Raw genomic sequence first — 22,005 nt, 5'->3', positions numbered from 1 at the left:
GGCGTGGATCGCAGGGCGTTGATCGCGGGCGGGCTGGGCCTGAGCCTGGCCGCCTGTTCGCCGCGCAGCCAGACCAAGACCCCGGTCGAGAAGGAAGCCGATTTCTTCCTGCCCGACCTCGAGGCGCGTCACGGCGGCCGGCTGGGCCTCGCCGCCCTGGACGTCGGAACCGGACGGCGCGTCCTGTGGCGCGGCCAGGAGCGGTTTCCCTTCTGCTCGACCTTCAAGGCCTTTCTGGCCGCCGCCACCCTGGAACGGGTGCAGCGGAACGAGGAACAGCTGGACCGGCCCGTCCGGATCACTCCGGCCGACATGATCCCCCATGCGCCGACGACGGAAAAGGCCGTCGGCCGCACTTTGACGATCCGCGAACTGATGCAGGCGACCGTCGAGCTCAGCGACAATCCGGCCGCCAATATCCTGATCCGCGAAATGGGCGGAATCGCCGTATGGCGTCAGTGGTGGCCGATCTTCGGCGACACCACCACCCTGATCTCGCGTCTGGAGCCGGACCTGAACACCGCCCTGCCTGACGATCCGCGCGACACCTGCCTGCCGGAGCAGACCCTGGCCAATATCCGCGAGATGGCCTTCAGCGAAAGGCTGACGCCGGACAACGACGCCCTGCTGCACGGCTGGCTGACGGCCTCGCCGACCGGTCCTAACCGGATCAAGGCCGGGGTTCCGGAAGGCTGGACCGTCGCGCACAAGACGGGGACCGGCGCCAACGGCGCGACCAACGACATCGGCATGCTGACGCCGCTGACCGGTTCGCCGGTCATCGTCGCCGCCTATTTCACCGGCGCGACCGAGGCCACCGACGACCAGCGCGACGCCGTGATCGCCGAGGCGACCCGCCGGGCCCTGAAGGCGCTGGGCCGTGACTGATACGCCGATGATGATGAAGGACGGCATGGCGCGCCCCACCGGGCGCGACGTCCTGGGTTGGGTCAACCGCGGCGAAGTGCTGATGGCGGTCGGCGTGATCGGCGTGATCATGCTGCTGATCTTGCCGGTCCCGAAGATGCTTCTGGACCTGCTGCTGGCGATCTCGCTGGTGTCCAGCGTGCTGATCCTGATGACGGCCGTGATGATGAAGCGGCCGCTGGACTTCGCCATCTTCCCGACCGTGCTGCTGGTCTCGACCCTGTTCCGCCTGGGCCTGAACCTGGCCTCGACGCGCCTGATCCTGACGCACGGCCAGGAAGGCCACGACAGCGCCGGTCAGGTGATCAACGCCTTCGGCCAGCTGATGATGGGCGGCAATTTCATCATCGGGGTGATCATCTTCGCCATCATCCTGGTGGTGAACTTCGTCGTCATCACCAAGGGGTCGACCCGGATCGCCGAAGTCTCGGCCCGCTTCACCCTGGACTCCATGCCGGGCAAGCAGATGGCCATCGACGCCGACCTGTCGTCGGGCCTGATCACCGAGGACCAGGCCAAGCTGCGCCGTAAGGAGCTGGAGCAGGAATCGACCTTCTTCGGCGCCATGGACGGCGCATCCAAATTCGTGCGCGGCGACGCCGTGGCCGGCCTGATCATCACCTTCATCAACGCCATCGGCGGCATTCTGATCGGCACGCTGCAGCATGGCATGCCGGCGATGGACGCGGCCAACACCTATGTCCAGCTGACCATCGGCGACGGCCTGGTGACCCAGGTGCCGGCCATCATCATCTCGATCGCCGCCGGCTTCCTGGTGTCGAAGGCGGGCGTCGAGGGCACGGCCGACAAGGCCATGGTGACCCAGCTGGCCACCAACCCCGTGTCCCTGGGCGTCGTGTCGGGCGCCGCCGGCCTGATCGGCCTGATCCCCGGAATGCCGCTGATCCCCTTCGCGGCCCTGGCCATCGGTTCGGGCTTCATGGCCTGGCGCCTGGGCCGCAACCGGCTGAGGCCCCAGCCGACCGAGGCCGAGATCGCCGCCGCCAGCGCCCAGCCCAGGGAGGAGGTCGAGGAGCCGATCTCCAACGTCCTGACCATCGACGAGGTCAAGATCGAGCTGGGCTATTCGCTGCTCAGCCTGATCAACGACCTGGAAGGCCGGCGCCTGACCGACCAGATCAAGGCCCTGCGCCGCTCGCTGGCCCAGGAATACGGCTTCGTGATGCCGCAGGTGCGCATCCTCGACAACATGCGCCTGCCGACCCAGGGCTATTCGATCCGCATCAAGGAGATGGACGCCGGGGCCGGCGAGGTGCGTCTGGGCCACCTGATGGCGATGGATCCCGCCGGCCGTCAGGTCGAACTGCCCGGCGAACACATGCGCGAACCGGCCTTCGGTCTGCCCGCCACCTGGATCAACGAGAACCTGCGCGAGGAAGCCACCTTCCACGGCTACACCCTGGTCGATCCCTCGACGGTGCTGACGACCCACCTGACCGAGATCCTGAAGGAAAACATGGCGGACCTGCTCTCCTACGGCGAGGTGCAGAAGCTGCTGAAGGAGCTGGGGACCGAGGAGAAGAAGCTGGTCGAGGAACTGGTCCCGACCGTGGTCACCGTCACCACCCTGCAGCGCGTCCTTCAGGCCCTGCTGCGCGAGAAGGTGTCGATCCGCGACCTGCCGGCCATTCTGGAAGGCCTGGCCGAGGCCGCGCCGCACAGCACCAGCGTCACCACCCTGGTCGAACACGTCCGCGCCCGCCTGGCCCGCCAGCTGTGCTGGCAGCACCAGGGCGGCGACGGCGCCCTGCCGATCGTCACCCTGTCGCCGGAATGGGAGAGCGCCTTCGCCGAGAGCCTGGTCGGCGGCGGCGAGGACAAGCAACTGGCCATGGCGCCGTCGCGCCTGCAGGACTTCATCCGCGCCGTTCGCGACACCTTCGAACGGATCGCCATGTCGGGCGAGAACCCCGTCCTGCTGACCGGGCCCCAGACCCGCCCCTATGTCCGCTCGATCATCGAACGTTTCCGCGGACAGACCGTGGTGATGAGCCAGAACGAAATCCATCCCCGCGCCAAGCTGCGCACCCTGGGGCAGGTTTGAGTTTCTTGGGTTCCCGATAAGGCTGTTGTCTCCTCCGCGCGAAGCGGGGAGGAGACCCGATTTTGGGCTTAATTCGCCACCGTCCAGCCGCCGGCCGAGGCGTTGCGGGCGACGGCGTTGGCGGGCCGGGCGACCAGGCCCGACTGGGTGATCCAGACCTCGTAACGGGCGCCGTCGGCCATCGGCATATAGGCGGCCGAGCCGTACAGGGTGTCGGCGGCGTCGATATAGGGGCGATAGCGGCGGATCGCGTCCCAGGCCTCGACCTTGAACGGAATGGCGCCATTGCGGGCGTTGGCCTCGACGGCGGCCAGATTATAGGCGCTGCGTTCGCCGTGGAGTTCCTGTTCGATCGACCGATAGCGCCCTGACAGCCGATCCAGCCGGTACTGGGAATCCAGGCCCAGGACATTGGCCCAGGGTTTCCACTTCAAGACCTGGGCCTCGATGCGCCAGTCGTCGCCATGGACGGGGTAGAGGGCGGCGGCCGCCTGGGTCTGGCCCGGACGTGCCGGCTGGATCAGATTGACCTCGTAATACTGCGGTCCGAGCTGGCGCAGGGCCAGGGTGGCGACCGGCCTTTCATAGGTCAGGCGGCCATAGGTCTGTACGTTCATGCCGAACAGGGCCGCCAGGGACGCCAGCCAGATCGCCCCGCCGCCGAAGACGGCGCCCGCGACCCCCCGTACAGGCTTGCCGCCGAACAGGGCCCGCAGCCCCCGTATCAAGACCATGAGGCCGATCAAGGCGACCGCCGCCGGCAGAATCCACCACCACCAGATCATCGTCCCGCTCCTGTTTGCGGCCGGCCCCGGAGGGGCTCAAGCCTGACCATATTAACCAGAAGCCGCGAAACAGCCGCAGGTTTCGTCGAACAGGCGTTTGACGCAGGCCACTGCGCCGCTAATGCTCCCCGCCATGATCTCTCGCCCAAGCCAGAACTGGTCGCGTTTCAGCGACTTCGTGCGCACGCCGTCGCTGGTGCGGTCGATCACCGCCCTGCTGACGGCGGCCTTCGTCCTGCTGCTGGTCGCCAATGTCACGACCTTCGTGATGATCCAGCGCACGGCGGCGGTGAACGACACGATCGAACATGCCCAGCGGATGCGCCGCGAGGCGCGCACCATCCTGATCGCCATGCTGGACGCCGAGACGGCGCAGCGTGGCTTCCTGCTGACGGGCCGCGACGATTTTCTCGCGCCTTTCGAGGCGGCGCGCGGCGAACTGCGGCCTGCCGTAGCCTTCCTCGACGAGGGGGCGGCGCTGGACCCCAGCCTTGCCGAGCCGGTGCAGCGCATCCACCGCATCGCGGATCTCAAGCTGCGGGAGATGGAGAACACCCTGACCCTGGCGCGGGCGGGGCGTATCGGCCAGTCCATCCAGTCGGTCCGTTCCGGCGAGGGAAAGCGCTACATGGACGAACTGCGCGTCGCCATCGCCGACTTCGACAGTCTCAAGTCGTCGCGGATCGCGGAACGGACCGGGGCGTCGGAACGGTCCGCCTTCCTGACGGTGGTCATGAACGCCATCACCGGCCTGCTGGTCCTGGTTCTGGCCCTGCTGTCGGCCTGGATGGTCCGCCGCTACGTGGCCGAAATCCAGCGCGCGCGGATGGAGGTGGACCGGGTCAACGCCGGGCTGGAAGACACGGTCCGCGACCGCACCGGCGCCCTGACCCGCGCCAACGAGGAAATCCAGCGGTTCGCCTATATCGTCAGCCATGACCTGCGCGCGCCTTTGGTCAATGTCATGGGCTACACCTCCGAACTGGAACAGGCCGGCAGGGTGGTCGATGCGGCGATCCGGGAGGCCGAGACCAAGCGCGAGGTGCCGGCGGACGTTCTGACGGCCGTGCGCGAGGACATGCCCGAGGCCATCGGCTTCATCCGCGCCTCGACCGAGAAGATGGACCGGCTGATCAACGCCATTCTGAAACTGTCGCGCGAGGGCCGCCGCAACCTGCTGCCCGAGACCCTGGACATGACCGCCATGGCCCAGAACATCGCCGACAGCGTCCACCACCAGACCGAGGCGTCCGGTGCGGCGATCGTGGTGGAGCCCCTGCCGTCGATCGAGAGCGACCGTCTGTCGATGGAGCAGATTCTGGGCAATCTGGTCGACAACGCCGTCAAATATCTGGATGTGGGCCGGACGGGCGAGATCGTCGTCTCGGGTGAGGACGTGCCGGGCGGCTGGGTCGTCTATCGCGTCGCCGACAACGGCCGCGGCATCGCGCCGCGTGACCACGAACGCATCTTCGAGTTGTTCCGTCGGTCGGGCCGGCAAGACCGGACCGGGGAGGGGCTGGGTCTCGCATTCGTGCGCAACAGCGTTCGCCGTATCGGCGGCACGATCGATGTCGAGTCCGAGCTTGGCAAGGGCTCGACTTTCCTTCTGAAATTCCCCAAACGACTGATCGTGTCGGAACCCGGAGGCGTACTGTGACGCAAGCCGTCAAAATCATCATGGTCGAGGACGACCACGGTCACGCCAAGCTGATCGAGAAAAATATCCGCCGCGCCAATATTAACAACGAAATCAAGCATTTCGATGAAGGCGGCGCGGCGCTGGACTATCTGTTCAGCCCGGAGATCCTGGCAAATGGTCCGCTGTTGATCCTGCTGGATCTCAACCTGCCGGATATGTCGGGAACCGACATATTGGAGCGGGTGAAGGGCGACGACCGTCTGAAGCGCGCGCCGGTCGTGGTTCTGACCACCACGGACGACAAGGTCGAGATCCAGCGCTGCTACGATCTGGGCTGCAATGTCTACATCACCAAGCCGGTGGACTATGAATCCTTCGCCGGCGCCATTCGCCAGCTGGGCCTGTTCCTGTCGGTGATGCAGGCTCCGGAGATCGACTGATCGAGACCTCGGGCGTCATTCGCCTGCTCTATATCGACGACGACCGCGGCCTGTCGCGGCTGGTCGAGAAGGAGCTGAGCCGGCACGGTTACGCCGTCACCTGCGCCCCCGATGGGGACGCGGGTCTCGAACTGCTGGCGGCTAACCAGTACGACGTCTGCGCCCTGGACCACTATATGCCGGCCCGCGACGGCCTGGACGTCCTGCCCGACATCATGGCCCTGACGGCGCCGCCGCCGGTCGTCTATGTGACGGGCGCCCAGGAAGGGCGGATCGCCGTGGCGGCCCTTCGTGCGGGCGCGGCCGACTATGTGATCAAGGACGTGTCGGAGGACTTCACCGCCCTGCTGCGCTCGGCCCTGGAAGACGCCCTGCTGCGTCGCCGGCTGGAGCGCGAGAACCAGGTCGCCCAGGAAGAGATCCGCCTGGCCCGCGACCGCGCCGAGGCCATGCTGCGCGAGGTCAATCACCGCGTCGGCAATTCGCTGCAGCTGGTGTCCAGCTTCATGTCGCTGCAGATGCGCCACATGACCGACGAGGGCGCGCGCGAGGCCTTGCGGGAATCCCAGGCCCGGATCGAGGCCGTGGCCCATGTCCACCGCCGCCTCTACGCCTCTGGCGACATGAGCCGTGTGGCCATGGACGAATATCTGGTCGGGCTGATGGACGAACTGTCCAAGTCGGTCGGGCCCGGCGAGGGATCGCCCCGTCTGGTCGTCGACGCCGCCCCGATGTGGGTCTCCACCGACCAGGCCGTGTCCCTGGGCGTGGTGGTCGCCGAACTGGTCACCAACGCCGTCAAATACGCCTATGAGCCGGGCCAGGGGGGCGAGATCCGCATCCGCCTGCACCCCGAGGGCGAAGACCGCGCCATACTGACGGTCGAGGACGACGGCCCCGGCATGGGCGACGGCGCGCCCAAGGGCACCGGCCTGGGCGGCAAGATCATCTCGGCCATGGCCTCGGGCCTGCGTTCGGCCGTCGAGTTCGACACGGCCCACAAGGGCGTGCGCGCCAAGCTGGCCTTCGACCTCTAGGGTCTGTTTTCCATGCTTCAGTTCGGCGTCCGCAATCCCGCTCTCGACTATCGTCATCGCGCCACCGCCTTCGGGGTGGTCGAGCGCGACGGTCTGATCGCCTGCGTGCGGGTGGAGCGCCCGGCCGGGCCCTATTTCGACCTGCCCGGCGGCGCGGTGGACGGCGAGGAGACCGAGGTCGAGGCTCTGGTGCGCGAATTCGTCGAGGAGACCGGCCTGTCGGTCTCGCCGCTGAACCGTATCGCCGAGGCGGGCCAGTTCCATCTGAAAAGTACGGGCGAGCCGCTCTACAACGTCGGCGGTTTCTGGACCGCCTCGGTCGCCGCCGAGAACCCGGACGCCAAGTGCGAGGACGACCACACCCTGGTCTGGCTGGATCCGACCTTCGCCCTGTCGCGTCTGCGGCACGACGCCCACGCCTGGGCGGTGGCGGTCTGGATGCGGCGTTCCAGCTAGGCTCGGCAAGCGGAGCCTTACGGAACTCGCGGGGCGGACGCCTCGTTCTTTCTGCAACTCGCGACGTCATGACGGCGTCTTCGAGAACAGGAGAATTATCATGCCCGATCAAGATCGTATCGAAGGTTCGGCCAAGAACGTCGGCGGCAAGCTCAAGGAAGCGGCCGGCAAGCTCACCGGCGACTCCAAGCTGCAGGCCGAAGGCAAGGCCGATCAGGTCGAAGGCAAGGTCCAGAACGCCGTCGGCGGCGTGAAGGACAGCCTTCGCGACAACCGCAACTGAGTTTTCCTCAGTCGGTAGAATGCCCCGAAACGCCGTCCGCGAAAGCGGGCGGCGTTTTCATATGCGGAGGGTCAGTCGTCGTCGCCCCAGAGTTTGAGCGACAGACCCTTGCCGCCCGTGCTTTCGACCGGACGGCACTCCGAGCTGAAACCGCCCTCGACCGGACGGGGCCGGCAGTCCATTTCTCGCAGCGCCGGTCCCGACGACAGGTTGCGGGACTGTGGTCCGCATTGCAGGGCGTAGCTCGACCCGCCCGCCGCGCTTTGCATCATCTGGCAGTCGCCCGCCATGCCCGCCGGCCGCAGGGCGTCGGGCAGGCCGTCGCCCATGGCCAGGGCCAGTTGTTCGCGCACCTCGGTCTGGCAGGTCTCCATCGACTTGGCACCCCGCACCAGCGGACTGCACCGCGCCCGCTCATAGCCGAACGGATCGGCCAGGCCCCAGTCCGGCACCGTATGCCGCACCGTCGGCGCGGGCGTCTCGACCGCCGGTTCCGGCGCGGGCGCCTCCCACACGACGGCGGGGGCGGTCTGTTGCAGGAGAAGCAGGGCGAAGGCGGCGGCGATCATGGGACAGGCCCCTCGGTACTGAACGCGGGGCGAACTCGCCCTGGGCGCGAAATCTACCTTGTCAGGGCGCGCATGGCCTTGTCGAGACCTTCCAGGGTCAGGGGGAACATCCGTTCGTCCATAACCTCGCGCAGCAGGCTGACCGAGGCGGTATAGCTCCAGTAGCGTTCCTGCACCGGGTTCAGCCAGACCGACTTGTCCCACTGTTGCCGGGCCCGTTTCATCCAGACGGCGCCGGCCTCCTCGTTCCAGTGTTCGACCGAGCCGCCGGGCATGGTGATCTCGTAAGGGCTCATGGTGGCGTCGCCGACGAAGATGGCCCGCCAGTCGCCGGCGTATTTGTGCAGCAGGTCCCAGGTCGGGATCCGCTCGGTGTGGCGACGTCGGTTGTCCTTCCAGACCCCCTCGTATAGGCAGTTGTGGAAGTAGAAGAATTCCAGATTCTTGAACTCGGTCCTGGCCGCCGAGAACAGTTCCTCGACCAGTTTGATATGGCCGTCCATCGATCCGCCGATGTCGAGGAACAGCAGCACCTTGATCGTGTTGCGCCGCTCGGGCCGCATCTGGATGTCCAGCCAGCCCTGACGCGCCGTGCCGTCGATGGTGCCGTCGATGTCCAGTTCCTCGGCCGCGCCTTCGCGCGCGAAGCGGCGCAGGCGGCGCAGGGCGACCTTGATGTTGCGTGTGCCCAGTTCGACCGTGTCGTCCAGATTCCGGAACTCGCGCTTCTCCCAGACCTTGGCCGCCCGACCGTGCTTGCCGGGGCCGCCGATGCGCACGCCTTCTGGATTGTAGCCGCCGTGGCCGAAGGGACTGGTTCCGCCCGTGCCGATCCAGCGATTGCCGCCGGAATGACGTTCCTTCTGCTCCTCCAGCCGCTGTTTCAGCGTCTCCATCAGCTTGTCGAACCCGCCGAGGGCCTCGATCTGGGCCTTCTCCTCGTCGGTCAGGTATTTCTCGTTCAGCAGCCGCAGCCAGTCCTCGGGGATGTCGGTGGTTAGGTCCTCGCCCGCCCCGACCGACTCCACGCCCTTGAAGACGGTCCCGAACACCTGGTCGAACCGGTCGTAGTGTTTCTCGTCCTTGACCAGGACGGCGCGCGACAGATGATAGAAGGTCTCGACCTCGCGGCTCGCCAGATCGCGATCCATGGCCTCCATCAGATGGAGCCATTCCTTCATCGACACCGGAACCTTGGCGTCGCGCAGGGCGGTGAAGAAGGGCAGGAGCATCAGAGGTCGCCCAGACCGCGCAGGGCGTCGTCGAGTTCCGGCAGGCTCACGCTGACGATGAGCCAGAGCACATCCGGCCTCAGGGTCTCATAGCCGTGCGCCACGCGATTGCGCAGGCTGACGATGTCGAGCCAGGGAATGTCCGGCCGTCGCGCCTTGATCGCGTCGCTGAGAAACCGCGCGCATTCTCCGATCCGCAGCAGGTTCAGGTAGACCGCGTCATAGACGAGCGCCTGTTTCAGGAAGCCTGCCCGGCCTTCCGGCTCGACGTAGGTCTTAACGCGGCCGATGGCGTCCAGGATCTCGGCGACCAGCTCCGCATCCGCCTCTTCAGACAAGGATCAGGTCTTTCTCGACCTTGGTCCGCACATGAGGCCGCATGACCTCCCACGAGCAGAATTCGACCGGAGTCTCCAGTTGCTCCGCCAGCATGCGTTCCGTCGTCAAGAACTCGATGCCCATGGGCCTGGATGTGTCCACCAGCAGATCCACGTCGCTGTCCGGCCCCGCCTCGTCGCGGGCGTAGCTGCCGAACAGGCGCAGGTTGACGATGCCCTGCGCCTCGAGCCAGGGCTTCAGTTCGCGCAGCTTTTCCAGCAGTTCGGCGCGGGTCATGCCCGCAACATAGTCTATCCGCGCCGCAAGATGAACTCGTGGTCGCGCCAGGCGCCGACGGGGTATTCGTATTCGCCGGCCTTTTCGAACCCGTATGCGGCGTAGAGTTTCAGCGCCTTGGCGTTGCCGCTCCAGACGCCGATCCACAGCGGGCCGTCGGTGTTCGCCTGCATCCAGTCCAGCGCCAGGGTCAGCAGTTTCGTGCCCAGACCCAGGCCCTGGGCCGTCCTGGCGACATAGAGGCGGCGCAGCTCCATGTTTTGCGGACGGGCGTCCGGGTGGGGCAGGCCGTTGGGGCCGGCGTTGGCGAAGGCCAGCAGTTCGCCCTCGCGGTCGGCCACCCACCAGGCGCAGGCGGGTTCGGCCAGCTTCTTCAGCGTCGGCTCCAGGTCGAAACTGGCGTCGAGGAAGGCCTTCAGATCCGCCTCGGGATAGGGGATGCCGAAGCCGTCGACGAAGGTGTCGATAAAGGTCTGGCGGCCCAGGGCGCCCAGGGCGGCGGCGTCTTCGGGGCGGGCGGGGCGGATCACGGGCTCGGTCATGATCCGCCCTTAGAACCAGCGGTCAGAAGCCGTCCAGCGCGATCTTGCCGATGGTCGCGCCGCTTTCCAGCTGGCGGTGGCCCTCCAGCAGGGTCTCGACCGACAGCGGTCCCAGGTTCTGCGTCAGGGTGGTGCGGATCTTCCCGGCGTCGACCAGGGCCGAGACCTCGGTCAGCAGGTCGTGCTGTTTGATCATGTCCGGGGTCTGGTGGACCGGGCGGGTGAACATGAACTCCCAGACGAAACCCGCCGCCTTCTGTTTCAGCAGTTCGACCGGCAGGCCCTTGAAGTCGTCGATGGCGCCGACCACGCCCTGGGCGGCTATGGCGCGGGTCAGGGCCTCGAAATGGGCCTGGGTATGAGTCAGGGCGGCGATGTAGCGGGGCGCGCGTTCGCCCGCTGCGGCCAGGGCTTCGTCGATCGGGCCGGAGTGGTCGATCACCGCATGGGCGCCCAGGTCCAGGCACCACTGGCGGGTTTCGGGTCGCGAGGCGGTGGCGACGACCCGCAGGTTCGTCACGGCGCGGGCGATCTGGATCAGGGCCGAACCGACGCCGCCGGCGCCGCCGACGATCAGCAGGGTCTCGTCCTCGTCCCGGCCGGCCTTCATCCGGTCGAACAGCAGCTCCCAGGCGGTGATGACGGTCAGGGGCAGGGCCGCCGCCTCCGGGAAGCTCAGGGATTTGGGTTTGGGCCCCACGATCCGCTCGTCCACCGCCTGGCGTTCGGCGTTGGAGCCGGGGCGGTCGATCTGACCGGCGTAGAAGACTTCGTCCCCGACCTTGAACAGGCCGGCCTCGTCGCCGACGCCGATCACCACGCCTGCGGCGTCATAGCCCAGGATGCTGGTCTGGCCGGCCTCGGGCTGGCGGCTGCTGCGAACCTTTGTGTCCACCGGGTTCAGGCTGACCGCCCGGATCTCGACCAGCAGGTCGCGTGGGCGCAGGACCGGTTCGGGCGCGTCGAAGGCGACCAGGGCGGCGGGGTCGGTGGCGGGACGGGGGCCGGTCGTGCCGATGGCCTTCATGACGATCTCCTTGGCTTGTTTCGTCGCGTCCCAGATCGCCTTCCGGTACGATAAGCGCAAGAACGACATTTTTCTGTATGTAGTACCCCAATGGATACCGTCTTCGCCGAAACCTCCGTCCTGCCGCCCCGGCGCGTCCGCAAGGGGGAATGCGTCGTCGACGCCGCCCTGGATCTGATCGGGGGCAAGTGGAAGGGGGTCATCGTCTTCCATCTGCTGGACGGGCCGCTGCGCTTCAACGCGGTGAAACGTCACCTGCCGGGCGTGACCCAGAGAATGCTGACCAAACAGCTGCGCGAGCTGGAGGCGGCGGGCCTGGTCCATCGCACCGTCTACGCCCAGGTGCCGCCGCGCGTGGAATACCGGCTGACCGAGGCGGGGCAGACGCTCTCGCCGGTCATTCTGGCGCTTCGCGCCTGGGGCGAGACGCATCTGCGCGTCAGGGACGAAGCCTGACCGTTCGGGTCGCTTGCGGCCTCGCGCGCGGCCCCTATTCAGACACGGTTGTATCCGGGCGCGGAGGGGGCTACTTCCTTTTGTGACGCAGCCGTTCGTCGGCCGCACGCGCCATTGCAGTCGGGAGGACTGAGGACGTCTAAAGCCTTGAGAACCAAGGACAGTCCACTCGTCATGTCAGCCCCCGCCCTGTCCCTCGATTCGACCGAACAGTCCGCCGTGCGCGCGGGCGATTCCGTCGCATCACCCGCCCTGGTCGCCGTGCGGCCCGGCGCGATCACCCTGACGCGTCACGGCGAGCCGGCCCTGTCGCGCAAATGCATGATCACCGCGCGCCAGTACGGCGACTGGTGGGCGAAATACGAGATCGGCGGCCTGCTGGCCGGCCAGACCCCGCCCGCCGAACTGGTCGCCACCGCCCAGGGCGCCGGCGCCATCTACGCCTCGACCCGCCAGCGGGCCCAGGAGACCGCCGCCGCCGTCGCCGCAGGACGTGAGGTGATGTCGGACGTCATGTTCATCGAGGCGCCGCTTCCGCCGCCGCCCATTCCAGACTGGATCAAGCTGTCGCCGAAATGGTGGGGCGTGGTGTCGCGCTTCTGGTGGCACGCCTTCAATCACCACGGCGGCCAGGAAACCCGCGCCGAGGCCGAGGTCCGCGCCGAACAGGCGGCGCAGAAGCTGATCGCCCGGGCCGAGGGCGGCCAGGATGTGCTGGTCTTCGCCCACGGCTATTTCAACCATATGGTCGGCGCGCGTCTGAAGGCGGACGGCTGGAAGTTGGTGCAGAACCAGGGCTTCAAATACTGGTCGCAGCGTCGCTACGAGAAGCGATAGGCGTATCCACCGTTGATGCAGGCTGCGACCCCCTCTAGGGTCCGGCGCCATGACCGACACCGCCGCCGCCATCCCCGCCGATCTCAGCTTCGAAGACGCCCTGCAGCGCCTGGAGACCATCGTCTCGCGCCTCGAGTCGGGCCAGGCGCCGCTGGAGGAATCCATCGCCCTGTACGAGGAAGGCGCCAAGCTGAAGGCCCATTGCGAATCCCGCCTGAAGGCGGCCCAGTTGCGTGTCGAGAAAATCGTCGTCGGTCCGGACGGCCAGGCCAGGGGCGTCGAGGCGGCGTCGTTCGAATGACGGGCGCGATCACCTTCGACGACTTCATGAAGGTCGACATCCGCGTCGGCCGGATCGTCAAGGCGGAAGCCTTCCCCGAGGCGCGCAAGCCCGCCTTCAAGCTGCAGATCGACTTCGGCCCCGAGATCGGCGTGAAGAAGTCCTCGGCGCAGATCACCCGCCACTACACGATCGAACAGTTGGAAGGCCGCAAGGTCGCCGCCGTCGTCAACTTCCCCCCGCGCCAGATCGGGCCGGTGATGTCCGAGGTCCTGACCCTGGGCTTTCCCGATGCGGACGGCGAGGTGGTGCTGGTCGGCGTGGATCGCGACCTGCCGTTGGGCGGGCGGCTGTTTTGACCCACGTCGTGGCCGCCAACTCGCCTGAACAGGCCGTGATCGACCGGGTCGCCGAGGTCGCCGATCTGGTGACTGTGGCGCTGGACGAACTGCTGCCTCGCGCCGAGGGACCGGAATCCCGCCTGACCGAGGCCATGCGCTATGCGGCCCTGGGGCCGGGCAAGCGGTTGCGGCCCTTCTTCGCGCTGGAGGCCGCGCGACTGTTCGACATCGATGAGCGGTCGGTGCTGCGCGCCGCCTGCGCCCTGGAATGCGTCCACGCCTACAGCCTGGTCCATGACGACCTGCCCTGCATGGACGACGACGACATGCGGCGGGGGCGTCCGACCGTCCATATCGCCTATGACGAGGCCACGGCGGTCCTCGCGGGCGACGCCCTGCAGACGGCGGCCTTCGACATACTGCTGCACGAGGACACCCACGACGACGCGGCCATCCGCTGTGAACTGGCGGCGCGGCTGTCGATGGCCTCGGGCGCGCGGGGCATGGCCGGCGGCCAGATGATCGACCTGCTGGGCGTGCGCGACGACCTGGGCGGCGTCGCCCGGATGCAGCGGCTGAAGACCGGCGCCCTGTTTGCCTACGCCTTCGAGATCCCGCTGATCATCGCCGACGCCTCGGCCCTGCATCAGCACGCCCTGATCAGCTTCGCCCATGACGTCGGCCTGGCCTATCAGATCGTCGACGACCTGCTGGACGCGGAAGGGTCGGCCGAGGAGATGGGCAAGGCCGCCGGCGGCAAGGACGCGGCCCTGGGCAAGACCAATTTCGTCACCCTGCTGGGCCTCGACGCGGCGCGGCAGAGGGTGGCGCATCTGGCGGATCAGGCGCGCTCCCATCTCGAACCGTTCGGCCACGAGGCGGAAATCCTCAAGGCGAGCGTGGACTTTGTGCTAAAGCGCCGGTCTTAGTGGCGTTTGTCGTTACCGGGACAAGACCGGGGATGACGGATAGAATAGGCGGCTAAGTCCGCGAAGAGACGACCAATTCAATGCCCGATACGCCGCTCCTCGACACCGTCAAGTTTCCCGCCGACACGCGGGGCTTCGACATCGCCCAGCTGAAACAGCTGGCGGAAGAGGTGCGGACCGAGACCATCGACGCCGTCTCCGTGACGGGAGGCCACCTGGGCGCGGGCCTGGGCGTGGTCGAACTGACCACGGCCCTGCACCATGTGTTCGAGACGCCGAAGGACATCCTGATCTGGGACGTCGGCCACCAGTGTTATCCGCACAAGATCCTGACCGGCCGGCGCGACCGGATCCGCACCCTGCGCCAGCCCGGCGGCCTGTCCGGATTCACCAAGCGCAGCGAGAGCGAATACGACCCGTTCGGCGCCGCCCACGCCTCGACCTCGATCAGCGCCGCCCTGGGCTTCGCCGCCGCGCGCGACCAGAAGGGCGAGAAGAACCGGGTCGTGGCTGTGATCGGCGACGGCTCCATGTCCGCCGGCATGGCCTATGAGGCGATGAACAATGCGGCCGAGGCGACCTCGGGCCAACTGATGGTCATCCTGAACGACAACGACATGTCCATCGCCCCGCCGGTCGGGGGGATGAGCGCCTATCTGGCCGGGCTGGTGTCCGGCGGCGCCTATCAGAACGTCCGCCGTCTGGGCCGTTCGGTCGCCCAGCACCTGCCGCGCCCCTTCCGCAAGGCGGCCAAGAAGGCCGAGGAATACGCCCGCGGCATGGTCACCGGCGGCACCCTGTTCGAGGAGCTGGGCTTCTATTACGTCGGCCCCATCGACGGGCACGACATGGAGAACCTGGTTCCCATCCTGAAGAAGGCGGCGGCCATCGAGGACCGTCCTGTCCTGGTCCATGTCGTGACCCAGAAGGGCAAGGGCTACGCCCCCGCCGAGAGCAGCGCCGACAAGCTGCATGCGGTGGTCAAGTTCGACGTGGTCTCCGGCAAACAGGCCAAGGCCATTTCCAACGCGCCCAGTTACACCAAGGTGTTCGGGACCGAGCTGATCAAGCACGCCAGGGTCGATCCCTCGATCGTGGCCATCACCGCCGCCATGCCGTCGGGCACCGGTCTGGACCTGTTCGGTCAGGCCTTCCCCGAGCGGACCTATGACGTCGGCATCGCCGAACAGCACGCCGTCACCTTCGCCGCCGGTCTCGCCGCCGACGGGATGAAGCCGGTCTGCGCCATCTATTCCACCTTCCTGCAGCGCGGCTACGACCAGGTGGTCCATGACGTGGCCATCCAGTCCCTGCCGGTGCGGTTCGCCATGGACCGCGCCGGTCTGGTCGGCGCCGACGGGGCGACCCATGCCGGATCGTTCGACATCGGCTTCATGGGGGCTCTGCCCGGCATGGTGCTGATGGCCGCCGCCGACGAGGCGGAACTGGCCGCCATGATCTCGACCAGCCTGGCCATCGACGACCGGCCCAGCGCCTTCCGCTATCCGCGCGGCGACGGCGTGGGCGTCGAGATTCCGGAGCTTGCCGCCCCGCTGGAGATCGGCAAGGGCCGGATCGTCCGCGAGGGGACCTCGGTCGCCATCCTGTCGCTGGGGACGCGCCTGCAGGAATCGCTGAAGGCCGCCGATCTGCTGGCCGCCAAGGGCGTGTCCGCCACGGTCGCCGACGCCCGGTTCGCCAAGCCGCTGGACGCCGACCTGATCCTGCGTCTGGCGCGCGAGCACGAGGCCCTGATCACGGTGGAGGAGGGCGCCATGGGCGGCTTCGGCGCCTTCGTGCTGCAGCTCCTGGCCGAGAAGGGGGCGCTGGATCGCGGCCTCAAGGTCCGCACCCTGAACCTGCCCGACGTCTTCCAGGACCAGGACAGCCCGGCCAACATGTACGCCCTGGCGGGCCTGAACGCCGAACATATCGCGGCGGCGTCCCTGACGGCGCTGGGGGTCGACGCGACCCGGGCCGCCCGGGCCTGACGCCCCCATGACCGCCGGCGCTTCCCCGCGGCCGGTCGGGACGGCCTTTCTGGTCGGCTATGCGGTCGCCTATATCGGCGCCTTCGTCGGCGTCGCGCCCCTGCTGCAGATTCTTGCGCCCCTGCACGCCGCCCTGATCGACGGCCAGGCCAAGGGGCCGGTCTATAGTCAGGCCATGATCTGGGGCTGTCTGGCCGCCGGGGTCGGCAATGTGATCGGCGGGGCGCTCAGCGACCGGACCCGGTCGCGCCACGGCCGACGCAGGCCCTGGATCCTGGTCGGAGCGGTGCTCACCGCGGCCAGTTACGGCCTGATCCTGTCGTCCTCGACGCCGCTGGGCCTGGTCGTCGGCATGGTGGCCTTCCAGATCGCCTTCAACATCCTGCTCGCGCCCCTGATCGCCCTGTTCGCCGACCGGATGCCCGAGAACCGGCGCGGCGCCATGTCGGCGGTGGTGGGCATGGCGTTTCCCCTGGCGGTGGCCATCGGCTCCCTGCTGATGGCCTGGGGTCCGCAGGGCGAGGCGGCGCGGTTCGCCACCTTGGGGGCGGTGGTCCTGGCCGCCACGGTTCCGTTCGCCCTGATGACGCGCGAGGATCCGCCGCCGCCGTCCGGAACCCTGCGGGCGCCGCTGTCGGGGCTGTCGCTGACCAGCCTGTTTCGGCCGTTCGCGACGCGCGATTTCGCCCTGGCCTGGAGCGCCCGTTTCCTGATCGCCACCGGCTATTCGATCGTGGCCTTCTATCTCTTCTATTACATCGCCGACGTGATCGGCTTTGCGACTCTGTTCCCCGGCCGGACCGCCGAGGCGGGCCATTCGCTGCTGACCACGATCTCGGTCGTGGGGGTGATCGGCGTGGGAGCCCTTGCCGTGATCGCCGGCCCGCGCATCCGGCGGCGCAAGCCGCTGGGGGTCTCAGGCGGTCTGCTGCTGGCCGGCGCCGCCTTGGTGCTGGCCGTCGCGCCGCAATGGACCGCCGTCCTGCTGGCCTTCGCCGTCTATGGTCTGGGGCAGGGGGCGTTCGGCGCCGTCGAGATCGCCCTGATGACCGACGTCCTGCCCTCGGCCCAGGACCACGGCAAGGACATGGGGCTGATCAACCTGGCGGTCACCCTGCCCCAGGCCCTGGCCCCCCTGATCGGTCTGGGCCTGCTGGACGGGATGCACCTGGGGTTTCGCAGCCTGTTCCTGGCCGCCGCCGTCTGTTTCGCCGGGGCGACCTTCGCCGTGATGGCGATCAGGCGGGTGCGGTGACGTCTTCCAGCGGACCCAGGCCCGTTTCGGTCCGCGCCAGGCGATAGCGTTTCACGGTCCGGTTCTCGTAGGGCTTGGCCAGGATGGTCGAGACGGCGCGCAGTTCGCCCACGACCTGGTCGCGATCCAGCGTCAGCAGGATGAACCCCTTGGCCGCCTGGTCGCAGAACTTGACCTCCTGCGGATTGGCGGCGGCCAGGGCGACGCCCAGCGGCAGTCCGCCGACCTGGTCGCCCGGCGAGGGGCTGGAGATCGACGAGGTTCCGAACTCGACCGCGCGACGTTCGCCGGCCGTGTCGTGCAGTTCGTTGACCCAGAAGGCGTGGCTGTCGCCAGCCAGGACGATCGGCTCGACCCCGGCCTGTTTCATCGTTTCGTACAGGCGGTCGCGGCCGGCGGGATAGCCGTCCCAGCTGTCCAGGTTGAACGGCAGGCCCAGCTTGAACAACTGGATCGCGGCCTCGACCTGGGGGCGGACGTCGGCGGGCAGGGTGGCCAGCAGGCCGGCGACCTGGTCGGCAGGCATCATCTGGTCGATGTTGGGGCCCTTGACCTTGGCCATGACCACCTGGTTGCCCAGGATCTGCCAGGGGCGGCCGTCCGACTTGGAACGGCTCATGGCCTCGCCCAGCCAGCGGCGCTGGTCCTGGCCCAGCAGGTCGCGCGAGGGGGCGTTGCGCTGGGCCTCGAAGGCGGCCACATCGGGCCGACCGTCCGCCGTCATCGGCAGTTTGGCGAAGTCCAGCTGCTCGTTCCGCGCCAGCAGACGCGTCTCGACCATGTGCAGGCTGGCCAGGTCGCCGAAGTGGAAGCTGCGGTTGATCGCCTCCTTCATGCCGCCGGCCTTCGGCTCGCGGATCGGCATCCATTCGTAATAGGCGAGCAGGGCGGCGGCCTTGCGGGTGGCGAAATCGCCCTCGGTCTCGGGCTGGTGGTTCTCGGCGCCCGTCATCCAGGTGTCGTTGGCGACCTCGTGGTCGTCCCAGACGCAGATGAAGGCGGCGCGGGCGTGGGCGGCCTGCAGGTCCGGGTCGGTCTTGTACTGGGCGTGACGCGCCCGATAGTCCGCCAGGGTGACGATCTCGTGCGGCGGCTCGGGGATGCGGTTCAGGGCCGCGCCGGCGGTCATGCCGTAGTCGTCGGGCTCGGCGCCATATTCGTAGATGTAGTCGCCCAGGTGGACGACGGCGTCGACCCGTTCCAGCTTCGACAGGGCGTCATAGGCGTTGAACAGGCCGCCGGGGTAAAGCTGGCAAGAGACCACCGCCAGGGCGACGTCCGGGGTCGCCCCCTGCGGCAGGGTGCGGACCTGGCCGATCGGCGAGGTCACGCCATTGGCGACGAACCGGTAGAAATAGGTCTTGCCCGGCTCCAGGCCCTGGCCGTCCAGGTCGTGCTTGACGGTGAAGTCGCGCTCGGCCGTGGCGCGCAGGCCGGTCGAACGACGAACCACGTCGGTGAAGGCGTCGTCGCGCGCCACTTCGAGCGTGACGGCGACCTCCCCGACCGAGGCGTCGGCCGGGGTTACGCGCGTCCAGAAGACGGCCGAGGTCGTGTCCGGATCGCCGCTGGCCACCCCGTGCAGGAAGGCGACCTGGCCCGAGTAAGCGGCCCTGGCGACGGCAGGCGAAGCGGCGCCTGCGCCGATGAGGCCGAGGAGGCTGCGGCGATCCAGTTTCATCGGTCGATCCTTAGAGCTTCAGCTTGAACACGAGACCATACGACGCCGGACGCCCCGCAATGAAGGTCGGCATGCCCAGGGCGTCGCCGGTGTTGCCGGCGTCCTTGATATATTCCTCGTCGAGGATGTTCTCGCCGAAGGCCTCTACGCCCCAGTTGGTCGAATCCGGGGTGTAGCGGATACGCAGGTTCAGCAGGCCGTAGGCGTCCTGGTATTCGTCCTGGAAGCTGTCGGCGACGATATTGCTGATCTGGAGGGCGGCGATGTCGTTGTCGTCGCTGAAGAAGACCTTCGACTGCCAGGTGTAGGTCGGCTGCACCTCGATCTCGCCGCCGGACACCGGCAGGCGCCAGGTCGCGCCGATCGAGGCGGCGTTGTCCGGCGACAGGCGGAAGCGGTTGCCGTCGTAGATGCCGTTCTCGAAGCGCGAGTGGTTGTAGGCGTAGGTGGCGAAGACGTCGAAGTTGGAGGTCAGGGCGAAGTTGGCCTGGCCCTCGAAACCATAGGACTTGGCTTCACCGGCATTGGTCGTGACGGGCGTGGTGCCGACCAGGACCGTCGTCTGGAAGTTCTCGTAGTTGTACATGAAGACCGCGCCGTCGACGCGCAGGCGGCCGTTCAGCAGGGCCGACTTGGCGCCGACTTCATAGCTGTCGACCGTCTCAGCATTCACCGGGGTGAAGCGGGCCGGACCGCCGGGCGCCGAGGGCGGCGCGGCGCTGATGACTTCCGGGCGACGACCGCGCGCATAATTGGCGTAGACATTGGTGTCGTCGGTGACGGCGTAACGCGCCGTCAGTCGCCAGGTCAGGCCGTCGTCCTCGGAGTCGTAGTAGTTGAAGTCGCCATTGTTGGCGGTCGGCTGCGCGGTCAGACCGAACAGCGGAACGGCGCTGGCTGGCAGGGCGAGATAGGCCGGGTTCGCCATGGCCGTAAGCAGGGGCAGGATCTGGGCGGGCGGCACTGCGCCGCTCTGGATCGCCAGCAGACCGCCGAGAACCGAACGGCTCTGAACCGAACTGCCGAAGCCCGTGGTTTTGTCGTCGCGGGTGTAGCGGACGCCGGCCGACACTTCGAACTTGTCGGTGAAGGCATAGGTAGCGTCGGCGAAGACATCATAGGACGTCAGTTCCGAACTGTTGGTCGGCGTCTCGATGTGCGCCGGTTTCAGGTTGGCGGCGATCGGCGTGGCGAAGGCGCCGGCGCCCAGAGGCGTCAGCAGGGCGGCCAGGGCGCCGCGCGCCACGGCAGGATAGTTGGCCATCGGCAGGGTGTTGTCGCCGACGCCGGCGGGCGAGCCGTCGAGCAGGCCGGCGATCTGCGCCAGGGCCAGCCGTTCGTCGAACTGGGTCGGGGTGCGCTGATAGCCTTCCTCGTGGAACCAGCCGGCGCCGACGAAGCCGGTCAGGCGGCCGCCGTTGTCGAAGCCCAGGCGCAGTTCCTGGCTCCATTGTTCACCGTGGGTGTCCTCCGCAGCCGTCAGGATCGGCAACGACACGCCGTCGGCGTCGAAGGTCTCGTAGTTGGTGAATTCACGATAGGCGGTGGTCGAGTTCAGCGTCCAGGCGGGGTTCAGATCGAACCGCGCCAGACCCGTCACGCCCCAGACTTCACGATCCAGGCCCAGCGACTTGCCGCCGTCGAAGGCGGCGCCCGGCGTCAGGGCCGCGCCTTCCCACGGTTCCTTGCCGCCCAGCACCGCGCCCGTCGTCGGATCGGCCGGCGCATAGGCGATCGACTTGAACGAGGTGCCCGAGGCCTTGTCCTGTTGATAGTTGGCGATCACGTCGAAGCGCATGGCGTCCGACGGCGCCCAGGCGCCTGACAGGCGGAAGGCCTGGGTCTCGATGGAGTTGTAGTCCTCGCCGCCCAGCAGGTTGTCGACGAAGCCGTCGCGGGTCTTCAGGCGTGTGGCCAGACGCAGGCCGGCGGTCTCGCCGACCGGCAGGTTCAGCGCGCCTTCGGCCATCACATAGCCCTGGTCGCCCGCCTCCATATTGGCATAGGCCTCGGTTTCGCCGATCTGGGCGCGGTTCTGCACCAGGTTCACCGCGCCGATCAGGGCGCCGCGTCCGTACAGGGTCGATTGCGGCCCCTTGGCGATCTCGACCCGCTCCAGGTCGAACAGTTCGACGAACGAGCCGCGCGACTTGGAGATCGACACCCCGTCCTGGAACACCGACACGCGCGGTTCGGCCGTGGCGGCGCCGGAATCAGAGGTGATGCCGCGCATCACGAAGCCGGGATTGTTCGGCGACTGGTTCTGCACCAGGAAGCCGGGCACGAAGGCCGACAGTTCCTCGAAGTCCTGGACGCCCAGGTCCTGCAGGAAGTCGCCCGAATAGGCGGTCAGGGCGAACGGCACGTCGATGGTCTTCTGTTCGCGCAACTGGGCCGTGACGATGATCTCTTCCAGATCGGTCGCCTGTGCGTCCTGCGCCTGCGCGCCCTGCGCCAGGGCCATCACGCCCGTCAGGGCCGCAGCGGCCATCAGCCGCGTCTTCAATTCGTTCGCCATTATATTTCCCCCAAAGCTTGGCCTGAATGGCGTTCAGTAACCGGCGGTGGTGTCGCTCAGACGACGCATCGGTTTCGTATCCGCGACGGTCTGGGCG

General features: G+C 67.7%; 23 protein-coding genes. 14 read left to right on the top strand and 9 right to left on the bottom strand.

Annotated elements, in window-relative coordinates; all coding sequences use genetic code 11:
• The first annotated feature begins 3 nt into the window (after window positions 1–3).
• A complete protein-coding gene (gene bla / locus ACIQ1T_RS00660) occupies window positions 4–888 on the top strand; it encodes a class A beta-lactamase (protein ID WP_395942558.1) in 885 nt (294 codons plus the stop codon).
• Between the two features lie 7 nt (window positions 889–895).
• Window positions 896–2,992 carry a flagellar biosynthesis protein FlhA gene (flhA, locus tag ACIQ1T_RS00655; RefSeq protein ID WP_395943102.1) on the top strand — a complete coding sequence of 699 codons (2,097 nt, stop codon included), beginning with the start codon at window positions 896–898 and terminating at the stop codon, window positions 2,990–2,992.
• 68 nt (window positions 2,993–3,060) lie between these two features.
• Here the strand turns inward: flhA and ACIQ1T_RS00650 are convergent, their stop codons facing one another.
• Window positions 3,061–3,777, bottom strand: a complete 717-nt coding sequence (locus tag ACIQ1T_RS00650) for a hypothetical protein (protein ID WP_395942557.1) — start codon at window positions 3,775–3,777, stop codon at window positions 3,061–3,063.
• 133 nt (window positions 3,778–3,910) lie between these two features.
• Between ACIQ1T_RS00650 and ACIQ1T_RS00645 the strand changes: the two genes are divergently transcribed.
• From ACIQ1T_RS00645 to ACIQ1T_RS00625, 5 genes are all read left to right on the top strand, one after another.
• Window positions 3,911–5,437, top strand: a complete 1,527-nt coding sequence (locus ACIQ1T_RS00645) for a CHASE3 domain-containing protein (RefSeq protein ID WP_395942556.1) — start codon at window positions 3,911–3,913, stop codon at window positions 5,435–5,437.
• Window positions 5,438–5,457: 20 nt separating this feature from the next.
• Window positions 5,458–5,859 carry a response regulator gene (locus ACIQ1T_RS00640; RefSeq protein ID WP_395943101.1) on the top strand — a complete coding sequence of 134 codons (402 nt, stop codon included), beginning with the start codon at window positions 5,458–5,460 and terminating at the stop codon, window positions 5,857–5,859.
• On the top strand, window positions 5,856–6,896 hold the full coding sequence (locus tag ACIQ1T_RS00635) for a sensor histidine kinase (protein ID WP_395943100.1): 1,041 nt from the start codon (window positions 5,856–5,858) through the stop codon (window positions 6,894–6,896). The genes ACIQ1T_RS00640 and ACIQ1T_RS00635 overlap by 4 nt, the downstream gene beginning before the upstream one ends.
• 12 nt (window positions 6,897–6,908) lie before the next feature.
• Window positions 6,909–7,352, top strand: a complete 444-nt coding sequence (locus tag ACIQ1T_RS00630) for an NUDIX domain-containing protein (RefSeq protein ID WP_395942555.1) — start codon at window positions 6,909–6,911, stop codon at window positions 7,350–7,352.
• Between the two features lie 100 nt (window positions 7,353–7,452).
• Window positions 7,453–7,635, top strand: coding sequence for a CsbD family protein (locus ACIQ1T_RS00625; RefSeq protein ID WP_395942554.1), 183 nt, complete (start codon window positions 7,453–7,455; stop codon window positions 7,633–7,635).
• Window positions 7,636–7,706: 71 nt separating this feature from the next.
• Here ACIQ1T_RS00625 and ACIQ1T_RS00620 read toward each other — a convergent pair whose 3' ends face one another.
• The 6 genes from ACIQ1T_RS00620 to ACIQ1T_RS00595 are packed head-to-tail and all read right to left on the bottom strand — an operon-like array spanning window position 7,707 to window position 11,620.
• Window positions 7,707–8,204 (bottom strand): hypothetical protein, encoded by a 498-nt coding sequence (locus tag ACIQ1T_RS00620; RefSeq protein ID WP_395942553.1) that lies wholly within the window; start codon window positions 8,202–8,204, stop codon window positions 7,707–7,709.
• 53 nt (window positions 8,205–8,257) lie between these two features.
• Window positions 8,258–9,436: a VWA domain-containing protein gene (locus tag ACIQ1T_RS00615; protein ID WP_395942552.1), complete on the bottom strand. Its 1,179-nt coding sequence runs from the start codon at window positions 9,434–9,436 to the stop codon at window positions 8,258–8,260.
• A complete protein-coding gene (locus tag ACIQ1T_RS00610) occupies window positions 9,436–9,774 on the bottom strand; it encodes a DUF86 domain-containing protein (RefSeq protein WP_395942551.1) in 339 nt (112 codons plus the stop codon). The genes ACIQ1T_RS00615 and ACIQ1T_RS00610 overlap by 1 nt, the downstream gene beginning before the upstream one ends.
• A complete protein-coding gene (locus tag ACIQ1T_RS00605) occupies window positions 9,767–10,051 on the bottom strand; it encodes a nucleotidyltransferase family protein (protein WP_395942550.1) in 285 nt (94 codons plus the stop codon). The genes ACIQ1T_RS00610 and ACIQ1T_RS00605 overlap by 8 nt, the downstream gene beginning before the upstream one ends.
• 14 nt (window positions 10,052–10,065) lie before the next feature.
• On the bottom strand, window positions 10,066–10,593 hold the full coding sequence (locus ACIQ1T_RS00600; RefSeq protein ID WP_395942549.1) for a GNAT family N-acetyltransferase: 528 nt from the start codon (window positions 10,591–10,593) through the stop codon (window positions 10,066–10,068).
• Between the two features lie 22 nt (window positions 10,594–10,615).
• The gene (locus tag ACIQ1T_RS00595) at window positions 10,616–11,620 is read right to left on the bottom strand and encodes a zinc-binding alcohol dehydrogenase family protein (protein WP_395942547.1); all 1,005 of its coding nucleotides are present in this window, start codon (window positions 11,618–11,620) and stop codon (window positions 10,616–10,618) included.
• A gap of 90 nt (window positions 11,621–11,710) precedes the next feature.
• Between ACIQ1T_RS00595 and ACIQ1T_RS00590 the strand changes: the two genes are divergently transcribed.
• The 7 genes from ACIQ1T_RS00590 (at window position 11,711) to ACIQ1T_RS00560 (ending at window position 17,709) form a co-directional block, all read left to right on the top strand.
• Entirely contained in the window at window positions 11,711–12,076 is a 366-nt protein-coding gene (locus ACIQ1T_RS00590; protein ID WP_395942546.1) for a winged helix-turn-helix transcriptional regulator, read from the top strand.
• 174 nt (window positions 12,077–12,250) lie between these two features.
• Window positions 12,251–12,913, top strand: a complete 663-nt coding sequence (locus ACIQ1T_RS00585) for a histidine phosphatase family protein (RefSeq protein WP_395942545.1) — start codon at window positions 12,251–12,253, stop codon at window positions 12,911–12,913.
• A 49-nt stretch (window positions 12,914–12,962) separates the two neighbouring features.
• The gene (locus ACIQ1T_RS00580) at window positions 12,963–13,214 is read left to right on the top strand and encodes an exodeoxyribonuclease VII small subunit (RefSeq protein WP_395942544.1); all 252 of its coding nucleotides are present in this window, start codon (window positions 12,963–12,965) and stop codon (window positions 13,212–13,214) included.
• Complete coding sequence (locus ACIQ1T_RS00575) at window positions 13,211–13,552, top strand: tRNA-binding protein (RefSeq protein WP_395942543.1); 342 nt, start codon at window positions 13,211–13,213, stop codon at window positions 13,550–13,552. The genes ACIQ1T_RS00580 and ACIQ1T_RS00575 overlap by 4 nt, the downstream gene beginning before the upstream one ends.
• Window positions 13,553–13,587: 35 nt before the next feature.
• Entirely contained in the window at window positions 13,588–14,463 is an 876-nt protein-coding gene (locus ACIQ1T_RS00570) for a polyprenyl synthetase family protein (protein ID WP_395943099.1), read from the top strand.
• A gap of 80 nt (window positions 14,464–14,543) precedes the next feature.
• Window positions 14,544–16,454, top strand: a complete 1,911-nt coding sequence (gene dxs / locus ACIQ1T_RS00565; protein ID WP_395942542.1) for a 1-deoxy-D-xylulose-5-phosphate synthase — start codon at window positions 14,544–14,546, stop codon at window positions 16,452–16,454.
• A gap of 7 nt (window positions 16,455–16,461) precedes the next feature.
• Window positions 16,462–17,709 carry an MFS transporter gene (locus ACIQ1T_RS00560; protein WP_395942541.1) on the top strand — a complete coding sequence of 416 codons (1,248 nt, stop codon included), beginning with the start codon at window positions 16,462–16,464 and terminating at the stop codon, window positions 17,707–17,709.
• Here the strand turns inward: ACIQ1T_RS00560 and ACIQ1T_RS00555 are convergent.
• Both ACIQ1T_RS00555 and ACIQ1T_RS00550 read right to left on the bottom strand, forming a co-directional pair.
• The gene (locus ACIQ1T_RS00555; RefSeq protein WP_395942540.1) at window positions 17,693–19,390 is read right to left on the bottom strand and encodes an alkaline phosphatase D family protein; all 1,698 of its coding nucleotides are present in this window, start codon (window positions 19,388–19,390) and stop codon (window positions 17,693–17,695) included. The two genes, ACIQ1T_RS00560 and ACIQ1T_RS00555, sit on opposite strands and share 17 nt — an antisense overlap.
• Before the next feature lie 10 nt (window positions 19,391–19,400).
• Window positions 19,401–21,908 (bottom strand): TonB-dependent receptor, encoded by a 2,508-nt coding sequence (locus ACIQ1T_RS00550; protein WP_395942539.1) that lies wholly within the window; start codon window positions 21,906–21,908, stop codon window positions 19,401–19,403.
• Window positions 21,909–22,005: the final 97 nt, after the last annotated feature.

Source organism: Brevundimonas sp., assembly GCF_044336875.1.
Lineage (GTDB): Bacteria > Pseudomonadota > Alphaproteobacteria > Caulobacterales > Caulobacteraceae > Brevundimonas.
The sequence above is the reverse complement of the archived record's forward strand: the minus strand, read 5'-3'. Positions and strand labels throughout refer to the sequence as shown.